Genomic DNA, 16,202 nt, shown 5'->3' on the forward strand with positions numbered 1-16,202 from the left:
AATGGCTAAAATATCATTTGTATTAAGTAATTTTATGGCTTCTATTGAGAAAGGATAGAATTCAAATGACCTAATATCGTCAATGCCTTCTCCTCCAAGCGTACCTTGAAAATCTAAGAACACTACTGGTTTTTTCATTTATTCTTCTCGTCGAGTGGACAGCCTCGACACTCCTTTCAAAATAATTTGTCATTGTGAAGGTTTTGCCTACTGCCCCTCACAGAAGCGTACGTGCGGTTTTCCCGCATACGGCTCTTCTAACACACATGTACCAGTATACTCTTCGCTTATCAAGTCCAGATGGCTCCCGGCTGTTGGCTGCACTTTGACGAACTCGGTATCTCACCGAGCTATATATTTAGCGCCGAACCGGCGCACCCCCTAACTCAATCTTAATACATGTTCCACTTAATTCTACACGAGCCTGGACATAACAGGTTTAAATCTGCTGTTCCTATCAAGAATATCATACATGCTTTGATAGTATTTATCAAGGCTTAGTTCCTTATTGTCTTTTTTGTCCTGCAACAGTATTAAAAGGGCACTAGACTCAGATTGCATGTCAAGTGGACCGTGGAATAAGTTGGAGCGGACCCTAGAACTTTTTGCTGCTTATGCCGCGAAAGCCACTTGACATACATCCTTTTATGTAAAGCTTTTACCTGGGTCAATGGGTGTATTACACCCATCGGTTTGCCTGGCGGCGAGCGTCAAATTTCTAAGGCCCCACTATAAAGCCAATCGACAACAAGTGTCAATCCCCTGCAGCCAAAGATACTGTGAAGTTTCCCGGCCATGCGGTAGAATGCCTTGGTTTCGCAATCTTTATCACGACATCGAAATAATGACTATTAGGGAAATGTCGTCAACAACCCCTTTTCTCTTATAGAGCGCGGACCATATGCTTACCGTGACAAACAGATAAATAAATGAAGTCAATATATGTAAGTATTTGTTCGGTAGACGAACTGCTGTTTGAAACTTTTTTTTCAGAAATTCAATATACATAATCTTTATTATCCCCTTGACTGCTCTATTGGAATTTTATTCTACTAGTAGATTTTATAGTTTTATTTGACCCTTTAATATGTTAAAATGTATATAAATACATAACTAGGAGGTAAAATATGCATAATACATATCCAACAATTATATGGGATTTCGAGGGTACATTAGCTTATAAACCTGGGCTTTGGAGCGGTACATTAATGCAAGTCTTAGATGAATACAAACCTAATCACAACATTGATATTTGTAAAATTAAACCCTACCTTAAAGATACATTCCCATGGCACAAACCAGATGAACCACACCATCACTTATCCAAACCAGAATTGTGGTGGTCTCATATTGAGGAAGTAATTGCTAACGCTTATCAGGCAGCTGGTATAACTAAGGAAATTTCAATTCATTTAGCTCAACTGGTTCATCAGCGTTATATTGAACCAAAAAGCTTCATCTTATATGATGATACTCTGTATACCTTAAACTACCTCATTTCACAAGGATGGAAAAATGTGATTCTTTCAAACCATGTGCCTGAATTACCAAAAATAATCGAACAACTTGGACTGGGTCATCTAATAAGTTGCTGTATATCCTCTGCAACAATTGGATATGAAAAACCTAACCCGGAAGCATTTAAAATAGCTCTTTCTATGTGTGGTAATCCAAAAACTGTATGGATGATAGGCGATAGTTTAAATGCTGATATAGTAGGTGCGCAAAATGTTAATATACCTGCTATTTTAGTACATAGTAAATATACTGATAATATAAAATATTATGCAGATACATTAAAGAATACAATATGTATTATAGAGAAAGAAAGTGTAACTTAAAAGGTCGACACGAAGGCATATTAAATTCTTATCTTATTTTACATCACGATTCCCACTTAATATTTTTAGTTATAAATAAACTAGTACAACTTAATATAATTAATACAGCTACCAAAATATAAGAATTTAAGTTATTTACTAATGCCATAGAATCATTTCCAAATTTAAATAAAGCTAATCCTAACACTACAATTATATAAGATGTAAATTGAGTTTTTGAATAATCAAATTTATAATTCAAAAAGATATATACAGTATTATATACTATTAAAAAACTGGCTACTAAAAAGATCATCTCTATATTAAAGATCATCTCTGTGTTTTTTAATATAACATTGACATAAAAGAACATTAAATGCACAATAATAAATCCTATAAAAATACAGATTTGACCCACTATATTTTTTTCCAAGGCTATCTTATTTTTTACTATTGGTAATGATAATAAAAACTCTTTTGTAGACTTAGAATCTTCTTCATAGCACATTTTCCCAACAACAAAACTAAATAAAAGAGATGGAGCCATAAGTAATGCCACGGGATAATACTTATTGCTATCAAAAGCTATTAAACCAAAAAAGCAAGCACTTAATAGTCCAAATACCATATTTGTTTTATTTAAATTAATATATTTGTTAAATATTTCTTTCATCATCTTACTCCTTGTCATTTATAAGCATCTCTAGGTATTCATCAATACTGTATTTTTTATCCAACACGTCTTTTACAGTACATGATTCTAAAATCTGACCCTTATTTAAAAAAACTAATTTATTTGCTATTTTATTCATATCTTCCGTTATATGCGATGAAAAAATAATAGCAACACTCTTTTTATCAGCATATTCTTTTAAAATCTTTAATATTTTACCTCTAACAATTGGGTCTAAACCCGATGTTGGCTCATCCAAAATTAATAATTTAGGATTATGAGATAGGGCAAGAGCTAGCGAAAATTTAACTTTCATACCCTTGGATAATTCTTTAGGTCTAGATTCATCATTCAATTCAAAAACTGTCTTCAGTAAATACTGATAATGTTCTTCATCCCAATTACTGTAATGTACTCTGTAAAAATTCTTTATGTTTTTTAATCTTTGATTTAAGAAAAAATCAATATTTTCACCTACATATCCAATATGTTCCTTATACAAAACCTGATTATTATTTAGTATCTCATCTCCTAAAAATGTTATTTTACCCGAATCACTTTCTATTATTTTTAAAATAATTTTTATTATTGTTGATTTTCCGGCACCATTAGGTCCAATTAAACCAATAATCTCCCCAGATCTTAAGTCAAAAGATATATTATTTAATTTGAAATCATCATATGTTTTACATATTTTCTTAATTTCTAATACAATATTGTTATTTTCCATTAGAGTCACTCCCTTTCTCCTTCTTGATTTTATCCCTAAATGATATACCAAATGATATAATTAGTAAAAATAGAATCTGTAAAATATCGTAATCATTACTCGGATTCATCATTTTGGGCAAAATCTGAGTTACAAATATAAAAAAAATAAAATACATTAGCGTTTTAATCATAAATTTCATATTCATCGTCGAGTAGACAGCCTCAATACTCCTTTCAAAAATAATTTGTTATCGCGAAGGGATTGCCTACTACCCCTCACAAAACTGTACTTGCGGTTTCCCCGCATACGGTTCTTCTGCCGCCGCTGCACCGCAATGTTTAAGATTGCGTATGCTTCTGCATTGTGTCGTTTCCACAGCTTATATAAGCGCCATGATCAAAGATTGGCGTTCTCGGCACATCATTTTGTATTTCTGCTGGGGCTGTTCACCGTTATCTTTACCTACATACTGAACGAATAGTTTTCGGCCAATACTAGAGGGTTTGTGACAAAACAGCAGGAACTATGTTTTATGCAATCGTATTCCCATTTCTGCTATAGCGCTTTCCACATCATGTGGTATGTCACTGTTCGTTATTATCGCATTTACAGCTGAAAGCGGCGCATAAGATATGAGCGAGCGCTTACCAAATTTACTGCTATCTGCCACTAATATAATCTCTTTAGCCGACGCTATCATGTGTCTTTTTGCCTCGGCTTCCAGCGCATTGGATACTGTTAGGCCGGACAAAATATCTACGCCGCTTGTCGCTAATAAGAGTTTATCGGCATTGATGTGTTGGAATGCCGATGTGCATTCGGGGCCGACCAGAGAATAGCTACCTTTGAGCAGCGTACCGCCTGTTACCATAAGGTCAATTTTATCTTTAGCTGCCAATTCATCGGCTATATGTATATCGTTTGTTATAACTTTTATGCTGATATTGCTTATAGCATGAGCTATAGCCATAGTGGTGGTTCCGCTGTCAAATATCACCGAATCATTTTCGTTTATCAGCGACACGGCTAAATGCGCAATTTCTTCTTTTTTTTGAGCATTTATAGTTAAACGCTGCGAAATAGGCGGTACCGACCTGACTCCATCATCCAGCATGGCGCCGCCATGAGTCTTCTTTAATATTCCTTGTGACTCCAGCGCGTCCATATCGCGGCGTATGGTTTCCATCGAAACATTAAATTGACGGCTTAAATCCGAAACTTTTACAAAGCCATTTCTTTGGAGAAGTTCCATAATTCTCTGTTGCCTCTCTTGCGCTAACAATGCTCTATTCCTCCTATTTTAAAACGCTTTTCGTTTCCCTTAAAATTATAGCAACATAATATAACATAACGACAATAAATGCAACAATAAATTCACATTTGTCAGATGAACATTCCCTTGTTCTTATAAATATAATCTATACCTGAAATAATGGTTAGGGCGACAGCAACCCAGAACACCCACATAGCCAGTGAAGTTATATATATGCCAAAAAGATAATCTCCCCATATAAGCATTATTATGGCGATATCCTGCACCACCGTCTTAACTTTGCCCCACGCGCTAGCTGCTATTATCTTGCCATTGGCAGCGGCTATACTTCTAAAACCTGTTATAAGAAACTCACGGCTCAGTATTATTATAACGGGAATGGATGATATTATGCCTTGCTCGACTAATACGAGCAAGGCCGCTGTAACCAGCAATTTATCAGCTAATGGGTCAAGAAATTTGCCCAGCGCCGATGTTTCTTTCATCCTGCGCGCTATATAGCCATCCAGAACATCGGTCAGCGCGGCTATTGTAAATATTACGGCCGATATATAATTGCCGTATTTGATAGGCAATATCAAAAATACGATAAACACCGGTATTAGCACGATTCTAGCTAATGTTACCTTATTGGCCAGATTCATATCGCTTCCCCCGTCAAATCATAATCCTTTACCCCTGTTATCTTTACATAGAGCATTTGACCTGCATCAAGCGGCTTATCGGAAGTAAAATAAATCAATCCATCTATTTCGGGGGCATGCATATAGCCTCTCCCCACATATACCCCGTTATTGCACCCTTCCACCAGCACTTTATAGTTAAGGCCTATGCGCTCCCTATTTTTCTCTAATACTATCTTTCGCTGAACCCTCATGATGCTTTTGTAACGTTCCTGTTTAACATCTTCGGGCACTTGTTCCGGCATAGCGGCAGCTATAGTGCCTTCCTCCTGCGAGTAAGTAAACACGCCTACATTGTCAAGTTTATACTGCTCAACGAAATCCCTTAATTCTTCAAATTCCCTGTCGGTTTCTCCCGGAAATCCTACTATAAGCGAAGTACGTATGGCTATATCCGGCATGCGCTTTCTGAGCCTTTCTATAACGCCTTTTATGTCGTTCGAACGACTGCAGCGTCCCATTTTCGCCAATATCTTATCGTTTACATGCTGTATAGGTATATCTATATAATGGCATATATGCCGGCTTTGCGCAATAACTTCTATCAATTCATCATCCACATAATCGGGATAACAATATAATACCCTTATCCATTCCACGTTATCTATATTATCCAATTCATGCAGCAATTCGGCCAAGCGCGGTCTGCCATATATATCCCTGCCGTATACGGACGTATCCTGAGCTATCAATATTATCTCTTTTACACCGCGGTCAACCAGTTCCTTGCATTCTTCTACTATGTCCTCCATAGGACGGCTCCTATAATGCCCGCGCAAAAATGGTATTATGCAATAACTGCATCCGTTATCGCAGCCCTCGGCTATCTTAACATAAGCCATATACGGAGGTGTGCTCAATACACGCTTTTCAATGCCTCCTACGCTCGCGTCGCCGCCTTCAAAATAAGCTACCTTGCTGCCGTTTAATATTTTATCCACCACAAGGCCTATGCTATGGTAATCGCCCGTGCCGATTACCGCATTCAATTCGGGTATCTCGTCTAGCAATTGCTCTTTGTACTGCTGGGAAAGGCATCCCACGGCTATGAGCCCTTTGCAGCGCCCTGTTTCTTTATAACCGGCCATTTCTAATATCGTATTTATCGACTCTTGTTTGGCTGTTTCTATAAATGAACACGTATTTATTATTATAACGTCTGCATCTTTAGGATCATTAGTAATCGCATAACCTTTATCAGCAAGTTCTGCCAGCATGATCTCGCTATCAACGAGATTTTTAGGGCATCCTAAAGATATCATTCCTATGTTATAAAGCAAATTTATTCTCAACCTCCCGTTTTGTTCATGTCGTTTATCTGTTCTTCGGTTATCAGTACCTGACGAGGTTTTGATCCGTCGTATGGGCCTATATAGCCCCTCGCCTCCATCTCATCGATCAGGCGCGCTGCTCTCACATAACCTATGCGCAGGCGTTTTTGCAGGAAAGAAACCGATGCCTGCTGATATTGTACCACCATCTCCAATGCTGTATTAAACAATTCATCCTCATATGCTACGTTATCGCCATGATCATTTTGAGACGAGGAGCTTATCTCTTCCATTATCGTCATGTCATAATCGGCCTGCTGTTTATCCTTTATAGCATCGACGATGCGTTCCGCCTCTTTTTCCGACACATACGCCCCTTGTACACGCATGGGCTTGGCCGCTCCAATGGGATAGTAGAGCATATCGCCCTTGCCGAGCAGTTTCTCCGCCCCAGCGCCGTCCAATATGGTGCGCGAATCTACCTGCGATGAAACGGCAAAGGCTATACGCGAAGGTATGTTGGCCTTTATGACGCCGGTTATAACATCCACAGAAGGCCGTTGAGTGGCTATAACGAGATGTATACCGGCCGCTCTTGCCATCTGCGCCAAGCGGCATATGGCATCCTCCACCTCGCCCGGCGCTATCATCATCAGATCAGACAGTTCGTCTATTATAACGACGATTTGAGGGAGCGCCTCTTTTGGCGCAACCATTTCATTATATCTGAATATATCTCTCGTGCTCTTATCAGCAAACAATTTATACCGGGATGTCATTTCCTGCACGGCCCAATTCAATGCACCAGCGGCTTTTTTCGGATCGGTAACCACAGGTATAAGCAGATGAGGTATACCGTTGTATAGGCTTAATTCCACCACCTTTGGATCTATCATAAGCATCTTGACCTCTTCGGGCGAGGCTTTATACAATATACTGGTTATAATCGCGTTTATGCACACGCTTTTGCCTGAACCTGTGGCGCCTGCTATCAAAAGGTGTGGCATTGAGGATAAATCGCCTATCACGTTTCTGCCCGCTATATCCTTACCTAGGCCAAACGCCAGCTTCGAAGGATGATTTATAAATTCTTTGGATTCCAATACCTCGCGCAACAATACAGGTGATATATTTTCATTGGGCACCTCTATGCCCAGCGCTGCTTTGCCGGGTATAGGCGCTTCTATGCGTACCTCAGGGGCCGCGAGGTTCAAGGCTATATCATCTGCCAGATGTATTATGCGGCTCACCTTCACGCCCGGACCGGGTTGAATCTCATATCGGGTTATAGCCGGCCCAACGCTGACCTGCAGCACTTTTGCACTGATACCGAAACTGGTCAATGTGTCTTCCAGCATTTTGGCGCTGCTCAATACATCGTCCTTGCTCTTGGCCTGACGTTGTCCCTTGGGAGCCGACAGCAGCTCTAAAGAAGGAAAGCTGTAAGCCGTGTTCGGCGTGATTTTACTCGGATGGCCTATCCCTATCTCTTCTTTCTGCTGAAAGGCTACAATCTTTATATCCGATTGCTCGGGAGGTATATTTTGCGGCATTATTTGCGCATTTTCCGCCTTGCGATTTTTTACAATTGTAGGCTCTTCAGTGCTTTGCGCTCCTTCTTGAACAACCGTTTTTTTTAAACCGGATAATTTACCAGCTATATACGCTATCATCGCGCTGACAGACCAACCTGTTAAAGCCATGATCAATAAAATTATGGCAGCTATTGTTATTATATAGCTACCGGCTATACCAAATAAACGTATTAAAGCAAAAGCGATAATCGAACCTATAAAACCCGTACCTCTTGCCATCAGACCGTTGCTTATCCCGTTGCTGATATATATGGAAAACGAGGCGTCTATGGCTGTATTTTGGGGCAAAAACCAGATCTGTATCAAGCCTAATATCATAGCGCATAAAGCCACAAACATTGACAGACGGACATAGTTTACCCTCTTGCCCATATCCATAAGGAATAATATTCCTATTACAGCTATGGCTATCGGCAAAAGGAAAGCCGCTATGCCTATGACGGCAAACCATAGATCCCGCCATTGCGAACCTATGATGCCCGCAGCTTGCGTGTATACGCTCACAAAGGTAAACGCCGCGGCGGCCAATATGCCTATGCCTATCCATTCGCGGTTTCGATTGTTTATAGTATTTTTCCGTTTAGTATATTTCTTCTGCGCCAATATAAACCACCATATCTATTATTCTTGTTACTGGTTAATTATATCATCGCGCAGTTTATATTTCCAGTATGAGTTTATATTTTTGCTGTTTTTATATGAGCGTTATAATGTTGCCCGGCTGGAAACGCGCATCCAGATAAATCATCGGATCGATGCTCAATATTCTCTCTATCCTGTATTTGCCGTCGTTTTGACGCGTGGCCTCCATTACCACGCCTTGGTAAGTTATGATTTCCCTTCCTTTAATTTCCGCGTCATCATCTACACCCTTGAGCACTACTTCCAAAGGAATAATGGTGTAAAGCATCATACCTGTTTCCTTTCATCTATCAACTGTTTAAGCTTTGCTATGGCTTTGGATACCCCTCCTATTTCATCGATTAGGCCGCATCTGGTAGCCTCTTCCCCTATCAGTACTGTTCCTATATCGTTGGCCAATTCCCCTGTTTTAAGCATGTATTCCTTTAATTTACCGATGGTTATGTGGGAATGATCGCATATGAACTGCAGTATCCTGTCCTGCATTTTATTGAAGTATTCATAGGTCTGAGGCACCCCTATTATCATGCCGGACATACGGATAGGATGTATGGTCATAGTGGCCGACGGCACTATGAATGAGTAATCGGTGCTTACCGCCAGAGGGACGCCTATGCTGTGACCGCCACCCAACACCAATGATACCGTCGGTTTAGACAGTGTGGCTATCATTTCGGCCAGCGCCAAGCCGGCCTCCACATCCCCGCCCACGGTGTTAAGCACCACAAGCAGCCCCTCTACCTCCCTGCTCTCTTCCACAGCCACCAATTGAGGTATTACGTGCTCATATTTTGTGGTTTTGTTTTGGGGCGGTAAAACTATATGCCCTTCGATTTGGCCTATAATGGTCAAACAATGTATATTGCTGTCCCTGGTGGCTGTTAATCCATTGTCGCCCATATCTGCGACCGACTTATTATTTATGGATTCCGGCGGTTGCGGCGGCGTTTCCTGTTTAATTATATTATCGCTCATACAAGTATTTTTCTCCTTAAATGCTCGGCTTTTTATCAGTATACCTTTATACAATGCGGATTATACGAAAAGCCCTTTGAACGATATCATCCAAAGGGCTTTTTTGAGTTATATGGCCGGCACCAGCATAAGCGGTTCCAATTGCCTGTTTTCCAGCGCCGCTTCTATTGTCGGTATTATGAGATCCATATCGGCTACAACAGAATTTTGTTTTTTAACCGGATCGTCTTGCCGAAATGGCACTAAAAATACGTTCTTCATTATAAGCACGGTACCGAGATTTCTAGCATTGTTCCCCAATATATCATTAGAGGATACAGCTATCACAACCGGTCTCTGGTTGCGCAAATGGGATTTAACCGCCATAAGTACAGGCGTGTCGGTTATTCCATTGGCCAATTTAGCCAAGCTGTTACCCGTACATGGAGCTACTACCATAACATCCAGCAATTTTTTCGGTCCTATTGGTTCTACATCGGTTATAGCCGTCAAGGGCTGTTTGCCGGTTATATTTATCAATGCGTCAAACAACTGTTGTTTGGTCATAAACCTTGTATCGGCAGTAGATACCACGTTTGATAGAATAGGTATCACATCAGCGCCATCATCGACCATTTTCTGTATTTGAGGAAGTACCTTATCAAATGTGCAAAACGAACCCGTTATGCCCATGCCTATTCTCTTGCCCGCCAAGCTCATCGCATTTCGCCCCCTCGATGCCGTTTTCCTTGCATATGGATATTGCCGTATCCCATATAAACTGCGCTGATGTCAATGGAGCCACCTTACCCGGCAACCCTGAACAAAACATGGTTTTTACGCCATATTCCTTAGCCGCAGTAAAATCCACGCCCCCCGGATACGATGCCAGATCTATAATAAGGCATGATTTTTTAACCTTGGCTAATTGCTCGTCCTTTAATATCACAGATGGTATAGTATTGAATATTATATCCTGTTCATGTAAAACATTATCGATTTTAAAGGTATGAATCGGAACAGCGCCATAAGCACTGATCCATGCTAAATCCTCCGGCTTTCTGGCAGTAGCCGTTACTTTAGCGCCCATTGCCGTCAAGAGTTTGGTTAATACCTTACCCAAACGTCCGAAACCCAAAACCATGCAGCGGCTATTCCATATGGTTATACCGGTATTCTCCATCGCTATCTGTAAGGCTCCTTCGGCCGAAGGAATGGAATTCAAAACAGCAAAATCCTCGCGTGTCATTATATCGGATATATGGAAGCCGCCATGCATAGCCGCGTTAATCATATCAATATCGGCTTTGCCCATTATGATCAACGTTCCCGGCTTGATATGTTTCAATATATCCGCCACATATATATTTTCACCGCTGTATTTGGCATTTAAATGAACGCCGTCAGTACTGCACGGTATAGGCATAAATATGAGCTCGACATCAAATAGATCAGGCGCCAATTGATCATATGATTCTACTTCCGATGGAATGGTCAACAATTTATCAAAACCGTATACACGGACCTCGAAACCATTTTTATTTATGATATCGATCAGCGCCGCCTGCCGATCATCGCCGCCTATAACCGATATTACCTTATTCATACTATTACACCTCCCGATCCTTAAGATCTAATTACATATTATGAATAAAGAGGCGTAATGGTGAGAGTCAGCTTTCAGAGGACGTGCGTATCCCTATATGCGTTAAATAGTCTTTTATGCGTTTTTCATAACCGTTATCGCTGGGCTCATAATACACGGCATCGATCAGGCTGTCCGGAAGATATTGTTGCTTTACGTAATGCCCCGGATAATCATGTGCGTATTTGTATCCTACACCATGGCCTAATTTGCCCTCTCCATCATAGCTGGAATCCTTAAGATGATCCGGCACGCCGGTGTCGCGCTTATTCTTTACATCAGACAAAGCCCTGTCTATAGCCATAACAGCAGCATTGCTTTTGGGAGCACAAGCTACATACGTTGCGGCATGAGTCAATATGATCTGGGACTCCGGCATACCTATGAACTGTACGGCATGGGCTGCCGACATAGCTACAAGCAGGGCTTGCGGATCAGCATTGCCCACATCTTCGGAAGCGCATATGACGATACGCCTTGCTATAAACTTAGGATCCTCGCCGGCATTTATCATTTTAGCCAGCCAGTATACAGCCGCATTCGGATCCGAACCGCGCATGCTCTTAATAAAGGCGGATATGGTATCATAATGATTATCGCCTGCTTTATCATAGCGCAAAGCTCGGCGCTGTATACATTCCTCGGCCACTGTCAGATCTATATGGATGATGCCATCGTCGGATGGCGGTGTGGTGAGAAAGGCTATCTCCAGAGCATTTAAGACACTGCGCGCATCGCCGTCAGCCATATTCACTATATGGTCTATCGCGTCATCGGTTATCTGTATAGCATAATTGCCAAACCCGCTGTCCTTGTCGGTTAATGCTCTTTTTAATATTTCCCTCAAGTGCTTCTCTTCCAGAGGGTAAAGTTCAAAAACCGTGGAGCGTGATAACAGCGCCGAGTTAACTTCAAAATACGGATTTTCTGTGGTAGCCCCTATCAGTATAATGGTACCTGCCTCCACATGAGGCAAAAGAGCATCCTGCTGGGCTTTGTTAAAGCGATGGATCTCATCGATAAACAGTATGGTGCGCTGACCGTACATGCCCAATCGTTGTCTGGCCTCGTCGATAAGCCTGCGGACATCGGCCACACCGACCGTCACGGCACTTAGCTGTTCAAAATGGCTTTTAGTAGTATTTGCTATGACCCGGGCCAATGTGGTCTTGCCGGTACCGGGAGGCCCATAGAATATAACCGACGAAAGCCTGTCCGCTTTTATAGCGCGATAAAGCATACGGCCGGGAGCTATTATATGCTCCTGACCTACAAACTCATCCAATGTGCGCGGTCGCATGCGTTCAGCCAAAGGAGCTTCTTTTTTTAATTGTTTATTTCTATTATAATCGAATAGATCCATCCAAGATCGTCCTATCTATTTTACAACTACATCTTCATAAAGTGGGAATTGAGCGCAAAGCACCGATACGCGCGCCTTCAGCGCCCCTAAATCTGCGTTGTCATCGCTTAAAGTTTCGGCTATTATATCGGCTATCTCCGACATCTGCGTTTCTTTCATACCGCGCGACGTCACAGCCGGCGTGCCTATACGCATGCCACTGGTGATAAACGGTTTCTCGGTATCAAACGGTACCGCATTCTTATTAACCGTTATACCGATGCTGTCCAAGCGCTCTTCGGCATATTTGCCTGTAATACCCTTATTGTGCAGATCTATCAGCATCAAATGATTGTCGGTCCCGCCCGACACCAATTGAAATCCGCGCTGCATAAGAGCATCGGCCATGGCTGCGGCATTGTTTATTATCTGTTTCTGATATTCTTTAAAAGATGGCGTGGTCGCTTCCTTAAAACATACGGCTTTAGCCGCTATAATATGCATAAGCGGGCCGCCCTGTGTCCCGGGAAATATAGCCTTGTCTATAGCCGCGGCCAAATCTTTCTTGCACAATATCATGCCGCTGCGCGGGCCCCTTAATGTTTTGTGAGTTGTAGTAGTAACCACATCAGCATAAGGCACCGGATTAGGATGCAAACCGGCGGCTACCAGTCCGGCTATGTGGGCCATGTCTACCATCAGATAAGCGCCTGCTTCATCCGCTATATCGCGGAATTTGTCGAATTCTATAATCCTTGGATAAGCGCTTGCTCCCGCTACTATCAGTTTCGGTTTATGCTCCAACGCCAAACGCCTAACCTCATCGTAGTCTATGTAACCTGTATCGCGCCTGACACCATAAGATACTATATTATAATATTTGCCGGAAAGGTTGACCGGACTACCATGCGTCAAATGACCTCCATGCGAAAGATTCATCCCCAGTATGGTATCACCGGGATTTAAAAGGGCAAAATAAACAGCCAGATTGGCCTGAGCACCGGAATGAGGCTGCACATTGGCATGTTCGGCTCCAAATAACGCCTTGGCTCTCTCGCGAGCCAGATCTTCCACCACATCTACGTATTCGCATCCGCCATAATAGCGTTTACCCGGATAACCTTCAGCATATTTATTGGTAAGATGACTCCCTGCCGCTGCCATAACGGCAGGGCTTACAAAATTCTCAGAGGCTATCAATTCTATTTTATTCCTCTGTCTGTTCAATTCATCCTCCATAGCTTTTGCTACTTCGGGGTCGGTATCATATATAGTCTTTAGGTCTATCATTCAAGAACTCCTTCCATAATTCGCTTATATGATAATTATAGTCAGTATACGCCTTATTGACAAGGGTATAAATATAGGCTGGCTTATCACCAGCCTATATTTATGGCTATTCAACTAGCTTGATAACCGACTAGCCGCCCATATTCGTTCACAGGGCTTGTTGTATGAATCGCTCAAAATCCGCTTTAGGCCTAGCGCCTATGATTTTATCCACCGGCTGACCGTCTTTGAACAGATAAACAGTCGGTATGCTCATTATACGATAACGTTCGGCTATAGAGCGCTGTTCATCCACATTGACTTTGCCAACTTTTATTTTGCCGGCATAGTCTGCTGCCAGCTCCTCTATAATGGGGGATACCATGCGACATGGTCCGCACCATGCAGCCCAGAAGTCTATCAGCACCGGTTTGTCGGATTTCAACACCTCATCGTCAAAATTATTCGCTGTCACTGTTATGACATTGTCATCAGTCATACAATCCGTCTCCTTTCTCGTTCTTATCTTTATAAATTACACGCTTTATGGTCGGAATATACCGTCCGCTTTTTCTGATACGCGGTTCAAGCAGCTTTATCAAGCCGAAGGAAAGTGCGGCCAATGCTATGCCCGTTATAGCGCCGTATATATCGCCGCTTTGCGCGCCCACAACTTCCGCCAGCCAATAACCCAGCGCTACACCTGCTAACAACGCTATCAACGGTATAACATAGATTATAAAGGTAGCCGATAACAATCCGCCACTTCCCAACTCTATCTGGACCTCATCGCCTACTTTAGCATTTATAGTATTATCCACCGTAAGCATCATTTGCTGATTCCTGTCGGCAAAACGGCATGCGCCGCATTTATCGCATGCATCAGACCTTTGAATGCCTATCTTGGCCTGTGTGCCGTCCACTTCCAAGACGACGCCTGTTTCTTCTACATCAGCCATATATATCCCTCACTTCATGAATTTTAACACCACATCTACTAGCTCGTCAATCATTTCAGAGCTTTTTTCCTTATCATCGGATAATACAGCACCTTTTACGCATCCCATAGCATGGGATTTCAACAGCATACCCCCGACTTTATTTATAGCCGCCTTAGCGGCCGCCACCTGCGTCAATACATCCACGCAATATTTATCATCCTGTATCATCTTTTGTATGCCCTTTATCTGGCCTTCAATTCTTTTCAGCCTATTGAGCAAATCATCTTTTTGCTCCTGATACGAATTCATATGTTCATGCACCAAAAGTTATCACCTCGCATGTATACCCTGATAGGGTATGGTATATTTATATTATATAGCATAGTTTTCTCAATATCAACATTATTTATGTCGCTTCGAACCATCATATATTTGTAACGGCTGTATAGACGAGTACTAATGCCATTTAGCCCCTATACGATAACTATCCTAACATATAGGGATTGCGCCTTCTAGGAAATCGCTTTTGATGCTTATGCTGCTGTTTTTCTTCCCTTCTATAATGCATACCTGTTTATAATCGTCTATGGCAAGAACCAAGTTTTTACCGGGATAAACCGACAGATTTTCGATTAAACAGCTGGCTCTTATCTTGGTTAAAAAGAGCGACACCTGGCGGCGTCACTCTCCTTGCCAAACCTCACGGAGCGCCCGGTTCGATCTCCACCGTTGCCCTATCCTCCCCTAGAGTAAAAGCACTTCAAGTGTACCAATCCGCTACTGTATTGTCAATGCCCAAACATTGCGCCGCAGATGTCCAGTTTAGCCGCTGCGAGGTGTCCATTTTCGCCGCCCAAACTGTCCATTTTCGGCGGCGCAGGGTGTCCAACACGACCGACATATTCAAGCTATAAAGCAATGGTAACAAAATATATATAGAGGACGTAAGCGTAACTTGAATTATGGAGACAAATCTAGAGAGCTTGCTGTTCACGAAAAAACAACAAGCCCTCCAGGTTAAGTATCTTAATTTTATGAGATTTGGGGTATCATCATTACAATAATCAGTTTATATAATTATCGTAATAATTGTGCAAGATAGGATACTGCGCCTTGAAGTGATTCAAAACCATAGTGAATTGCATTTGCAATTAGTATACCAGCAATGACAATTCCTACAGCAATTATCACTCCTGACAATAAAGTCTGGTATTTCACCCCAATGCTCTCCCTGAACCGTACGTGAACCTCTCGATTCATACGGCTCTTATCATTCACCATACTTGTATGGTTTGCTGTTTTCCATATGCTCCTCCTGTTTTCACAGTTGACCTATTTATCAGCTGAATGATGATGCCCCTTTGCTCCATTTCCATTACAGA

The 16,202-nt window shown here is 41.8% G+C and carries 17 protein-coding genes; 1 reads left to right on the forward strand and 16 read right to left on the reverse strand.

Annotation, left to right across the window (positions count from 1 at the left end):
- The first annotated feature begins 1,127 nt into the window (after positions 1-1,127).
- On the forward strand, positions 1,128-1,841 hold the full coding sequence (locus tag JG770_RS07695; RefSeq protein WP_291957333.1) for an HAD family hydrolase: 714 nt from the start codon (positions 1,128-1,130) through the stop codon (positions 1,839-1,841).
- A 43-nt stretch (positions 1,842-1,884) separates the two neighbouring features.
- On the opposite strand, the gene JG770_RS07700 is transcribed toward JG770_RS07695, so the two are convergent.
- The 16 genes from JG770_RS07700 to JG770_RS07775 all read right to left on the reverse strand — a co-directional run bounded on the left by JG770_RS07700 (position 1,885) and on the right by JG770_RS07775 (position 15,492).
- Positions 1,885-2,496: an ABC-2 transporter permease gene (locus JG770_RS07700; RefSeq protein WP_291957335.1), complete on the reverse strand. Its 612-nt coding sequence runs from the start codon at positions 2,494-2,496 to the stop codon at positions 1,885-1,887.
- 1 nt (position 2,497) lies between these two features.
- On the reverse strand, positions 2,498-3,223 hold the full coding sequence (locus JG770_RS07705; RefSeq protein WP_291957338.1) for an ABC transporter ATP-binding protein: 726 nt from the start codon (positions 3,221-3,223) through the stop codon (positions 2,498-2,500).
- A 505-nt stretch (positions 3,224-3,728) separates the two neighbouring features.
- Positions 3,729-4,487, reverse strand: a complete 759-nt coding sequence (locus tag JG770_RS07710; protein ID WP_291957340.1) for a DeoR/GlpR family DNA-binding transcription regulator — start codon at positions 4,485-4,487, stop codon at positions 3,729-3,731.
- A 101-nt stretch (positions 4,488-4,588) separates the two neighbouring features.
- The gene (gene pgsA, locus JG770_RS07715) at positions 4,589-5,122 is read right to left on the reverse strand and encodes a CDP-diacylglycerol--glycerol-3-phosphate 3-phosphatidyltransferase (RefSeq protein ID WP_291957344.1); all 534 of its coding nucleotides are present in this window, start codon (positions 5,120-5,122) and stop codon (positions 4,589-4,591) included.
- On the reverse strand, positions 5,119-6,441 hold the full coding sequence (rimO, locus tag JG770_RS07720) for a 30S ribosomal protein S12 methylthiotransferase RimO (RefSeq protein ID WP_363320969.1): 1,323 nt from the start codon (positions 6,439-6,441) through the stop codon (positions 5,119-5,121). Before rimO ends, pgsA begins: the two co-directional genes overlap by 4 nt.
- A gap of 8 nt (positions 6,442-6,449) precedes the next feature.
- A complete protein-coding gene (locus JG770_RS07725; protein WP_291957347.1) occupies positions 6,450-8,630 on the reverse strand; it encodes a DNA translocase FtsK in 2,181 nt (726 codons plus the stop codon).
- Positions 8,631-8,721: 91 nt separating this feature from the next.
- On the reverse strand, positions 8,722-8,940 hold the full coding sequence (locus JG770_RS07730) for a YlzJ-like family protein (protein ID WP_291957350.1): 219 nt from the start codon (positions 8,938-8,940) through the stop codon (positions 8,722-8,724).
- Positions 8,937-9,644, reverse strand: a complete 708-nt coding sequence (locus tag JG770_RS07735) for an ATP-dependent Clp protease proteolytic subunit (RefSeq protein WP_291957353.1) — start codon at positions 9,642-9,644, stop codon at positions 8,937-8,939. Before JG770_RS07735 ends, JG770_RS07730 begins: the two co-directional genes overlap by 4 nt.
- Positions 9,645-9,752: 108 nt before the next feature.
- Positions 9,753-10,343, reverse strand: a complete 591-nt coding sequence (locus JG770_RS07740) for a dipicolinate synthase subunit B (protein WP_291957356.1) — start codon at positions 10,341-10,343, stop codon at positions 9,753-9,755.
- The gene (dpsA, locus tag JG770_RS07745; RefSeq protein ID WP_291957359.1) at positions 10,285-11,229 is read right to left on the reverse strand and encodes a dipicolinate synthase subunit DpsA; all 945 of its coding nucleotides are present in this window, start codon (positions 11,227-11,229) and stop codon (positions 10,285-10,287) included. Before dpsA ends, JG770_RS07740 begins: the two co-directional genes overlap by 59 nt.
- 67 nt (positions 11,230-11,296) lie before the next feature.
- On the reverse strand, positions 11,297-12,631 hold the full coding sequence (locus JG770_RS07750) for an AAA family ATPase (RefSeq protein WP_291957362.1): 1,335 nt from the start codon (positions 12,629-12,631) through the stop codon (positions 11,297-11,299).
- A gap of 15 nt (positions 12,632-12,646) precedes the next feature.
- On the reverse strand, positions 12,647-13,897 hold the full coding sequence (gene glyA / locus JG770_RS07755) for a serine hydroxymethyltransferase (RefSeq protein ID WP_291957376.1): 1,251 nt from the start codon (positions 13,895-13,897) through the stop codon (positions 12,647-12,649).
- 151 nt (positions 13,898-14,048) lie between these two features.
- Positions 14,049-14,378, reverse strand: a complete 330-nt coding sequence (trxA, locus tag JG770_RS07760) for a thioredoxin (protein WP_291957365.1) — start codon at positions 14,376-14,378, stop codon at positions 14,049-14,051.
- Positions 14,371-14,838 (reverse strand): SoxR reducing system RseC family protein, encoded by a 468-nt coding sequence (locus tag JG770_RS07765; protein WP_291957367.1) that lies wholly within the window; start codon positions 14,836-14,838, stop codon positions 14,371-14,373. Before JG770_RS07765 ends, trxA begins: the two co-directional genes overlap by 8 nt.
- A 9-nt stretch (positions 14,839-14,847) precedes the next feature.
- Positions 14,848-15,129: a metal-sensitive transcriptional regulator gene (locus JG770_RS07770; RefSeq protein ID WP_291957379.1), complete on the reverse strand. Its 282-nt coding sequence runs from the start codon at positions 15,127-15,129 to the stop codon at positions 14,848-14,850.
- A gap of 180 nt (positions 15,130-15,309) precedes the next feature.
- Complete coding sequence (locus tag JG770_RS07775; RefSeq protein ID WP_291957371.1) at positions 15,310-15,492, reverse strand: hypothetical protein; 183 nt, start codon at positions 15,490-15,492, stop codon at positions 15,310-15,312.
- Positions 15,493-16,202 lie beyond the last annotated feature (710 nt).

The organism is Mahella sp., assembly GCF_020054945.1.
Taxonomy (GTDB): domain Bacteria; phylum Bacillota; class Clostridia; order Mahellales; family Mahellaceae; genus Mahella.

Bases quoted from the DNA above. Each gene is read 5' to 3' on its own strand.
- JG770_RS07765 (WP_291957367.1), bottom strand. From the start codon at position 14,838: ATGGCTGATGTAGAAGAAACAGGCGTCGTCTTGGAAGTGGACGGCACA.
- JG770_RS07770 (WP_291957379.1), bottom strand. From the start codon at position 15,129: ATGAATTCGTATCAGGAGCAAAAAGATGATTTGCTCAATAGGCTGAAA.
- JG770_RS07700 (WP_291957335.1), bottom strand. From the start codon at position 2,496: ATGATGAAAGAAATATTTAACAAATATATTAATTTAAATAAAACAAAT.
- JG770_RS07730 (WP_291957350.1), bottom strand. From the start codon at position 8,940: ATGATGCTTTACACCATTATTCCTTTGGAAGTAGTGCTCAAGGGTGTA.
- dpsA (WP_291957359.1), bottom strand. From the start codon at position 11,229: ATGAATAAGGTAATATCGGTTATAGGCGGCGATGATCGGCAGGCGGCG.
- JG770_RS07705 (WP_291957338.1), bottom strand. From the start codon at position 3,223: ATGGAAAATAACAATATTGTATTAGAAATTAAGAAAATATGTAAAACA.
- JG770_RS07735 (WP_291957353.1), bottom strand. From the start codon at position 9,644: ATGAGCGATAATATAATTAAACAGGAAACGCCGCCGCAACCGCCGGAA.
- JG770_RS07750 (WP_291957362.1), bottom strand. From the start codon at position 12,631: ATGGATCTATTCGATTATAATAGAAATAAACAATTAAAAAAAGAAGCT.
- trxA (WP_291957365.1), bottom strand. From the start codon at position 14,378: ATGACTGATGACAATGTCATAACAGTGACAGCGAATAATTTTGACGAT.
- JG770_RS07740 (WP_291957356.1), bottom strand. From the start codon at position 10,343: ATGAGCTTGGCGGGCAAGAGAATAGGCATGGGCATAACGGGTTCGTTT.
- JG770_RS07695 (WP_291957333.1), top strand. From the start codon at position 1,128: ATGCATAATACATATCCAACAATTATATGGGATTTCGAGGGTACATTA.
- pgsA (WP_291957344.1), bottom strand. From the start codon at position 5,122: ATGAATCTGGCCAATAAGGTAACATTAGCTAGAATCGTGCTAATACCG.